This window comes from Cupriavidus sp. 05T313 (assembly GCF_056396665.1).
The window spans coordinates 1-7,995 of the sequence record NZ_JBFTLX010000298.1 but is presented as its reverse complement, the minus strand read 5'-3'; the positions used below and the strand labels follow the sequence as shown (position 1 = coordinate 7,995).

The following is a 7,995-nucleotide window of genomic DNA, read 5'->3' as shown; positions in this document are numbered from 1 at the left end:
AAGTTGCCCAAGGCACTGCAGGGCGTCAAGGGCATGAACGACATGCTGCCCGCGGACGCGCCGCTGTGGGAGCATTTCGAGAACGCCGCGCGCGCCATGCTGCGCGCCTATGGCTACCAGCAGATCCGCACGCCCATCGTCGAGCACACGCAACTGTTCGTGCGCGGCATCGGCGAAGTGACGGACATCGTCGAGAAGGAAATGTATTCCTTCACCGACGCGCTTAACGGCGAGCAACTGACGCTGCGCCCCGAGGGCACGGCGGCCGCGGTGCGTGCCACCATCGAGCACAACCTGCTGTACGACGGCCCCAAGCGCCTGTGGTACACCGGCCCGATGTTCCGCCACGAGCGTCCCCAGCGCGGGCGCTATCGCCAGTTCCATCAGCTTGGTGCGGAGGCACTCGGCTTCGCCGGTCCCGACGTGGATGCCGAGATCATCATGATGTGCCAGCGCCTGTGGGACGATCTCGGGCTGGTCGGGGTGCGGCTGGAGCTCAATTCGCTGGGCCAGGCGCACGAGCGCGCCGCGCATCGCGAAGAACTGATCAAGTACCTGGAAGGCTTCCAGGACATTCTTGACGAAGACAGCAAGCGCCGCCTATACACCAACCCGTTGCGCGTGCTGGATACCAAGAATCCCGCGCTGCAGGAAATGGCAAGCAACGCGCCCAAGCTGATCGACTTCCTGGGCGAGGAGTCGCTGGCCCACTTTGAAGGCGTGCAGCGCCTGCTCAAGGCCAACAACATCCCGTTCAAGATCAACCCGCGCCTGGTGCGAGGGCTGGATTACTACAACCTGACGGTGTTCGAGTGGATCACAGACAAGCTCGGCGCGCAGGGCACCATTGCCGGCGGCGGCCGCTACGATCCGCTGATCGCGCAGATGGGCGGCAAGCCGGCGCCCGCTTGCGGCTGGGCGATGGGCATCGAGCGCATCATCGAGCTGCTGCGCGAGGAGAAACTCGCGCCGCAGGCGGAAGGGTGCGATGTGTACCTCGTCCACCAGGGCGAAGCGGCGGGCCTGCAGGCCATGATCGTCGCCGAGCGGCTGCGCGATGCCGGGCTCGACGTGCTGCTGCATGCCACGCCGGACGGCAAGAGCGGCAGCTTCAAGTCGCAGATGAAGCGCGCGGACGGTAACGGCGCTGGCTATGCCGTTATCATTGGCGACGACGAAGTGGCGGCGGGTACGGTCCAGGTCAAGGATCTGCGGCAGGGCGCGCAGGCCGAAGGCGGTGGCGCGCAGGTGACGGTACCGGCTGAAGAACTGGTTGCCCACATCATCGACGCGATGGTCGGCGCCAGCGAATAAGAAAACCAGGCAGCGGAACCGGGGGCCGCGCGGCGCGGTCCCTTATAACAAACACACGCGGGTGGATCCCTCGACATGGCTTACGATCTAGAAGAACAGGAACAGCTTGAAAGCCTCAAGGCCTGGTGGCGCCAGTATGGCAATACCGTGACCTGGGCCCTGATCGCCGGCTTGCTGGCCTTCGCTGCCTGGAGCGGCTGGAACTACTGGCAACGCAAGCAGGCCGGCGAAGCCGCGCTGCTGTACGAGCAGGTCGTCAAGGCCGCCGAGAGCCGCGACGTCGAGCGGATCAAGCGCGCCGCCGGCGACCTCGAGCAGAAATTCGGCAAGACCGCCTATGGCCCCATGACCGCGCTGGTGTCGGCCAAGGTGCTGTACGATGCAGGCGACCTGGCCGGCGCGAAGACCCAGCTGCAGTGGGCGATCGACCACGGTGAAGGCGAATATGCTCACCTCGCGCGCGTGCGCCTGGCTGGCGTGCTGCTCGACGAGAAGGCTTACGACCAGGGCCTGGCGCTGCTGAAGAACGAGCCGCCGGCACCATTCGTGGCGCTGTATGCCGACCGCCGCGGCGATCTGCTGGCAGCCCAGGACAAGCGCTCGGAAGCACGGTCGGCCTATCAGAAGGCGCTCGACAAGCTGAGCGCCAACGATGCGGCCATGCGCCAGATCATCCAGTTCAAGCTCGACGCGCTGGGCGCCGCCTGAAGGCGGTGGATCCGGCTAGCCGACAGGCCCGCGGGCACTCGCATTTGCGCAGGCCCGCACCCTTGCGCTTCAACCCAATTCAGGATCGGAACCTCATGAAGTCATTGTTTTCCGGCACGGCCCAGAACCAGCAACACGGCAAGTTCGTCCGCGCCCTGGTGGTGGCCACCGCTTGTGCGGCCAGCGTCGCCAGCCTTGGCGGCTGCTCGCTGTTCAGCAAGAGTGACAAGCGTACGCCGGTCGAACTCAAGCCGATCACCCAGACGCTGTCGGTGCGCCAGGCCTGGAAAGCCAGCGTCGGCAAGGGCGGCCCGTACACGCTGCAGCCGGCCGTCGCAGGCGGTACCGTCTATGCGTCCTCCAACGGCGGCAAGGTGGTGGCGCTCGACGGCATCACTGGCCGTACCCTGTGGGAGGCCAAGACCGACATCGACCTGACCTCCGGGCCGGGTAGCGACGGCTCCGTCACGGCGGTGGCGGGCGAGAAGGGCGCGGTGTTCGCCTTCGACGCAAGTGGCAAGCAGCTCTGGAAGAAGCAGGTCAATGGCGAGGTCCTCTCCGCGCCGCTGGTCGGCAACGGCCTGGTGGTGGTGCGTACGACCGATACCCGCGTGCTGGGCCTGGACGCGCAGACTGGCGAACGCCGCTGGATCTACCAGCGCTCGCAGACCGCGCTCAACCTGCGCGCGTCGATGGGCATGGTGTTTGCCGGCGACGGTATCGTGATGGGCTTCCCCGGCGGCAAGCTGGGCGTGCTGGCCCCCGGCAACGGCGTGCTGCGCTGGGAGAGCACGGTTTCCTATCCGAAGGGCGTGTCCGAGATCGAACGGCTCAACGACGTGACGGGCCAGCCCATGGTCAATGGCCGCCAGGTTTGCGCCACCACGTTCCAGGGACGGATCGCCTGCCTGGAACTGGCCAATGGCCAGCCGCAATGGGGCAAGGATTTCTCGTCTCCGACCGGCCCTGCGCAGGATGACGCTTCGCTGTACGCCAGCGACGAGCGCTCGGTGGTCCATGCCTTCGACCGCCAGAACGGCACGGAACGCTGGAAGAACGATCAACTGCTCTACCGCCGCCTCGGCACGCCGCTGGCGGTGGGACGTTCGGTGGTGGCGGGCGATTACGAGGGCTATGTACACTTCATTTCGCGTGAGGACGGCCAGTTCGTGGCACGCCTGAAGACCGATGGCAGCGAGATTACCGCTGCGCCGGTTGTGGCGGGCACGTCCCTGGTGGTGCAGACGCGCGATGGCAACCTCTACGGCTTCGTGCCGGACTGAGGCGGTCAATATTCATGGCGACTGCCCATGCACCTGTCGGCATGGGCGGCGCCAATCCGGTAGCACGGCCCTCCTGGCCGTGCAGGTGAACGAGGTCGGGTTGCAAAGCTAACCCGGCCGCCCGACAGGAAAAGTGGCCAGGCGCGCGACGCCCGGCCGTCGGACCCATATCACTCCGGAGTTCCTGGGGGGCGGCATCTGCCGGCCCCCATTTCCGTTTATTGCATGAAACCAGTTATCGCTCTGGTCGGCCGCCCCAATGTGGGCAAGTCGACGCTATTCAACCGCATGACCCGTTCGCGCGACGCACTTGTCGCCGATTTGCCGGGGCTCACGCGCGACCGCCACTATGGCGAAGGCCGTATCGGTGAACGCCCGTTCATCGCGATCGACACCGGTGGCTTCGAGCCGGTGGCCAAGGACGGCATCGTGGCCGAGATGGCCAAGCAGACCCGCCAGGCTGTGGTCGAGGCCGATGTGGTGATCTTTCTTGTCGACGGCCGCCTCGGGCTGGCGCCCCAGGACCGGGTGATCGCCGATTACCTGCGCAAGACCGGGCGCCGCGTCATGCTGGCCGTGAACAAGGCCGAAGGCATGAAGTACACCACCGTGGTGTCCGAGTTCTACGAGCTGGGCATGGGAGACCCCTATGCCATCTCGTCGACCCACGGCGACGGCGTGCGCGAACTCGTCGACGAGGCGCTCGAGCTGGCGGTGAAGGAGCGGCCCGAACTCGCCGAGGAAGACGACGGCGCCCAGCGTGGCGTGAAGATCGCCATTGTGGGCCGCCCCAACGTGGGCAAGTCSACSCTGGTCAATACGCTGATCGGCGAAGAGCGCGTGATCGCGTTCGACATGCCTGGCACCACGCGGGACGCCATTTACGTGGAGTTCGAGCGTGGCGGCAAGCCCTACACGCTGATCGAYACSGCYGGCCTGCGCAAGCGCGGCAAGGTGTTCGAGGCGATCGAGAAGTTCTCGGTGGTCAAGACGCTGCAGTCGATYGCCGAYGCSAACGTGGTGGTGCTGTTGCTCGACGCGCAGCAGGATGTGTCGGAGCAGGACGCCCATATCGCTGGCTTCATCGTGGAATCCGGCCGTGCGCTGGTGGTCGGTGTCAATAAGTGGGACGGCCTCGACGGGCACTCCCGCGACCGCATCAAGCACGATCTGGAGCGCAAGCTACAGTTCCTCGATTTCGCCAATTTCCACTTTGTGTCGGCGAAGGAGCGCACCGGCATCAGCGCGCTGCTGCGCTCGGTGGACGACGCGTATGCGGCGGCGATGGTCAAGCTGCCCACGCCGCAGCTCACGCGGATCCTGCAGGAAGCGGTCGAATTCCAGCAGCCGCGGCGCGTCGGTGCAACCCGGCCCAAGCTGCGCTACGCGCACCAGGGCGGCTCCAACCCGCCCATCATCATCGTGCACGGCAATTCGCTTTCCGGCATTGCGGACACCTATCGGCGTTATCTGGAAAACCGATTCCGCTCGGCTTTCAAACTGAAGGGCACGCCGCTKCGCATCGAATTTCGTACGAACAAAAACCCRTAYGCSGACTCGAAGGATTGAGTCGGACAGCGGGAGCCCAGGCGGCCAACTTTCGTTTGCGTTCGTTTGGAACTGAGGCTAAATTCACGGTAGCAGGGGGTTCCCTGCGAGACGATGCTAGCTTGGTACCGTTTTGATCTTTTTTTGGCGCGGTTTTGCGCCGTTTGACTTGAATCGGGGATCATCGTCCCCATCATCTATCACTAAATCTATAAATTTGGAGTGTGCCATGAGCAACAAAGGGCAATTGCTACAAGACCCGTTCCTGAACGCGCTGCGCAAAGAGCACGTACCGGTTTCAATCTACCTCGTCAATGGCATCAAGCTGCAAGGCAATATCGAGTCGTTCGACCAGTACGTCGTCCTGTTGCGCAACACCGTGACGCAGATGGTCTACAAGCATGCGATTTCCACCGTCGTACCGGCCCGCGCAGTGAATTTCCGCGTGGACGAAACGGCTGAAGGTTGATCTTTCGCGGAGTGTTCCGCAGTCTTTTCGGCAGGCCGGTCGCATCACGACAAGGCTGCCAGTTGCCGGTGTCGCGCCGGGGCCAGATGCGCTGGCGCGACACCAAACGATGCCCGGCCATCCTGGGCGCACAACGGCCATGAGCAGGGACATGCTCACCCTGGTGCATGCCGCCGCGGATAGCGTCCCGCTTCGAGTGTCTTCCCGGGCCGCGGCGCCTTGCCTCACGGCACCCGCCACTGCCTCCCAGCCGGTTCCAACCCGTTTTCCTTTCTCGCGTTTCGCGATCCTCCCGTTTGCAATCCAGAGCCACCTCCAATTCCGAGACCTCCCGCGCCATCCTCGTCGGTGTCGATTTCGGCAAGCATGATTTCCAGGAAAGCCTGAGCGAGTTGGCGTTGCTGACGTCAACCGCCGGCTCCACCCCGGTGCATACGCTGACCGGACGCCGGTCGCGCCCGGATCCGGCGTTGTTCATCGGCTCCGGCAAGGCGGAGGAACTGAAGGAAGCCGCCGATGCGCTTGACGCCGACGTGGTGGTGTTCAATCACACGCTCAGCCCTGCGCAGCAGCGCAATCTGGAGCGTTTCCTGCAACGCCACGTGATCGACCGTACGGGCCTGATCCTGGATATCTTCGGGCAGCGGGCACAGAGCCACGTCGGTAAGGTGCAAGTCGAGCTCGCCCAGGTCCAGTACCAGGCTTCGCGGCTGGTCCGCGCCTGGAGCCACCTGGAGCGGCAGAAGGGCGGTATCGGCATGCGCGGCGGCCCGGGCGAGCGTCAGCTCGAGCTGGATCGCCGCTTGCTGGACGAACGCGCCAAACGGCTCAAGGCTGACCTGACGCGGCTGCAGCGCCAGCACAGCACCCAGCGGCGGGCGCGCGCCCGCAACGACACCCTGAGCATCTCGCTGGTCGGCTATACCAATGCCGGCAAGTCGACGCTGTTCAATGCCCTGACCAAGGCGCGTGCCTACGCGGCCGACCAGTTGTTCGCCACGCTGGATACCACCTCGCGCCGGCTTTACCTGGAGGATGTGGGCAACGTGGTGTTATCGGATACCGTCGGTTTTATCCGCGATCTGCCCACCCAACTGGTGGCTGCGTTCCGGGCTACGCTGGAAGAAACCGTGCACGCGGATCTGCTACTGCATGTGGTCGACGCCTCCAGTCCGGTGCGGCATGAGCAGATCGAGCAGGTCAATCGCGTGCTGGCCGAGATCAATGCCGACGACATCCCGCAGATTGTGGTGATGAACAAGATCGACGCGGCGCCGGAACTTCTGGCGCAGGGCCCCAGGGTGGAGCGCAATGAGGACGGCGTGCCGACGCGCGTGTTCGTCAGTGCGCGCGACGGCATCGGTCTGGACACCTTGCGCGAGGCCTTGGTGGACGTGGCGCGCTGGCTGGCCGAACGTCCGCCCGAACGTCCGCCGCTGGACCCGCGCCTGGCTGATGTGGCGGCTTATCACGACGACGATGACGGCGGCGATCATGATCGCGAAGACGCCGGGGTGAATCCGGAAGAACCCGACATGCATTGATCCAGTTCGACGGAAATCACGGCCAGATTGCCTCAAATAGGAAAATGTGGCGTCGATGACTGTTAGAATCCCCCTGTTCCAACTATCCCGGACCCGTGCACTTCATGCCCCAGTTTCCCCGGAATTCTGAATCGAGCCATGCCTTTGGCAGCCGCGCAGGTGGCCGCAACGGCGGCCATGCACCGTCGCGGACGGCCTGGCAGCGTTTGCGCGCGATCCTGTCGTTGAACGATCCACGTTGGGGTCGGGGCGGCCCGGATGACGAAGACAAGGACAAGGACAAGGACAGCCGCGACAACAATCGCCAGCACCAGCGTCCCCCGCAGGATGGTCCGCCCGACCTCGACGAGCTCTGGCGCGATTTCAATCGCCGCCTGAATGGCCTGCTCGGCCGCAAGGAAAACGGCGGTGGCGGCAACCAGGGCTTCGGCGGCGGCGCGCGCACGCCGGGCAAGGGCTCGGGCATCGGCGCCGGCGTGGTGGTGGTCGCCGCGCTGGGCATCTGGCTGGCCAGCGGATTCTTCATGGTGCAGGAAGGCCAGACCGCCGTCATCCTGCAGTTCGGCAAGTTCAAGTACACCACGGGCCCCGGTATCAACTGGCGCCTGCCGTACCCGATCCAGTCCGCCGAGATCGTCAACCTGTCGGGCGTGCGTTCGGTAGAGGTGGGGCGCTCCACTTCGATCAAGGACAGCAACCTGAAGGACGCGTCCATGCTGACGCAGGACGAGAACATCATCGACGTCCGCTTCACGGTGCAATACGACATCCAGGACGCGAGCGAATTCCTGTTCTACAACAAGACCGATCGTGGTGGCGATGAAGAACTGGTGACCCAGGCCGCCGAGACCTCGGTGCGCGAGATCGTCGGGCGCAACAAGATGGACGCGGTGCTCTACGAGAACCGCGAGCAGATCGCACAGAATCTGGCCAAATCCATCCAGTCGATCCTGAGCGCCTACAAGACCGGTATCCGCGTGATCTCCGTCAACGTGCAGAGCGTGCAGCCGCCCGAGCAGGTGCAGGCCGCCTTCGACGATGTCAACAAGGCCAGCCAGGACCGGGAGCGTGCCATCAGCGAAGGCCAGGCTTACGCCAATGACGTGATCCCGCGCGCCAAGGGTACCGC

Annotated in this window: 7 protein-coding genes; all 7 read left to right on the top strand. The window is 64.6% G+C overall.

The window, feature by feature from the left end:
- Positions 1 to 3 precede the first annotated feature (3 nt).
- On the top strand, positions 4 to 1,314 hold the full coding sequence (gene hisS, locus AC1DKD_RS36525) for a histidine--tRNA ligase (protein WP_477144383.1): 1,311 nt from the start codon (positions 4 to 6) through the stop codon (positions 1,312 to 1,314).
- A gap of 75 nt (positions 1,315 to 1,389) precedes the next feature.
- The gene (locus tag AC1DKD_RS36520; protein WP_441632046.1) at positions 1,390 to 2,022 is read left to right on the top strand and encodes a YfgM family protein; all 633 of its coding nucleotides are present in this window, start codon (positions 1,390 to 1,392) and stop codon (positions 2,020 to 2,022) included.
- A 95-nt stretch (positions 2,023 to 2,117) separates the two neighbouring features.
- Entirely contained in the window at positions 2,118 to 3,305 is a 1,188-nt protein-coding gene (gene bamB, locus AC1DKD_RS36515) for an outer membrane protein assembly factor BamB (protein ID WP_441632048.1), read from the top strand.
- A gap of 225 nt (positions 3,306 to 3,530) precedes the next feature.
- Complete coding sequence (gene der / locus AC1DKD_RS36510; protein WP_035874870.1) at positions 3,531 to 4,874, top strand: ribosome biogenesis GTPase Der; 1,344 nt, start codon at positions 3,531 to 3,533, stop codon at positions 4,872 to 4,874.
- Between the two features lie 208 nt (positions 4,875 to 5,082).
- Positions 5,083 to 5,322 (top strand): RNA chaperone Hfq, encoded by a 240-nt coding sequence (gene hfq / locus AC1DKD_RS36505; RefSeq protein WP_006157757.1) that lies wholly within the window; start codon positions 5,083 to 5,085, stop codon positions 5,320 to 5,322.
- A 296-nt stretch (positions 5,323 to 5,618) separates the two neighbouring features.
- Positions 5,619 to 6,866 (top strand): GTPase HflX, encoded by a 1,248-nt coding sequence (gene hflX / locus AC1DKD_RS36500; RefSeq protein ID WP_441632051.1) that lies wholly within the window; start codon positions 5,619 to 5,621, stop codon positions 6,864 to 6,866.
- A gap of 104 nt (positions 6,867 to 6,970) precedes the next feature.
- Positions 6,971 to 7,995: FtsH protease activity modulator HflK (gene hflK, locus AC1DKD_RS36495; RefSeq protein ID WP_477144382.1), on the top strand; the 1,025-nt coding region annotated here is incomplete at its 3' end.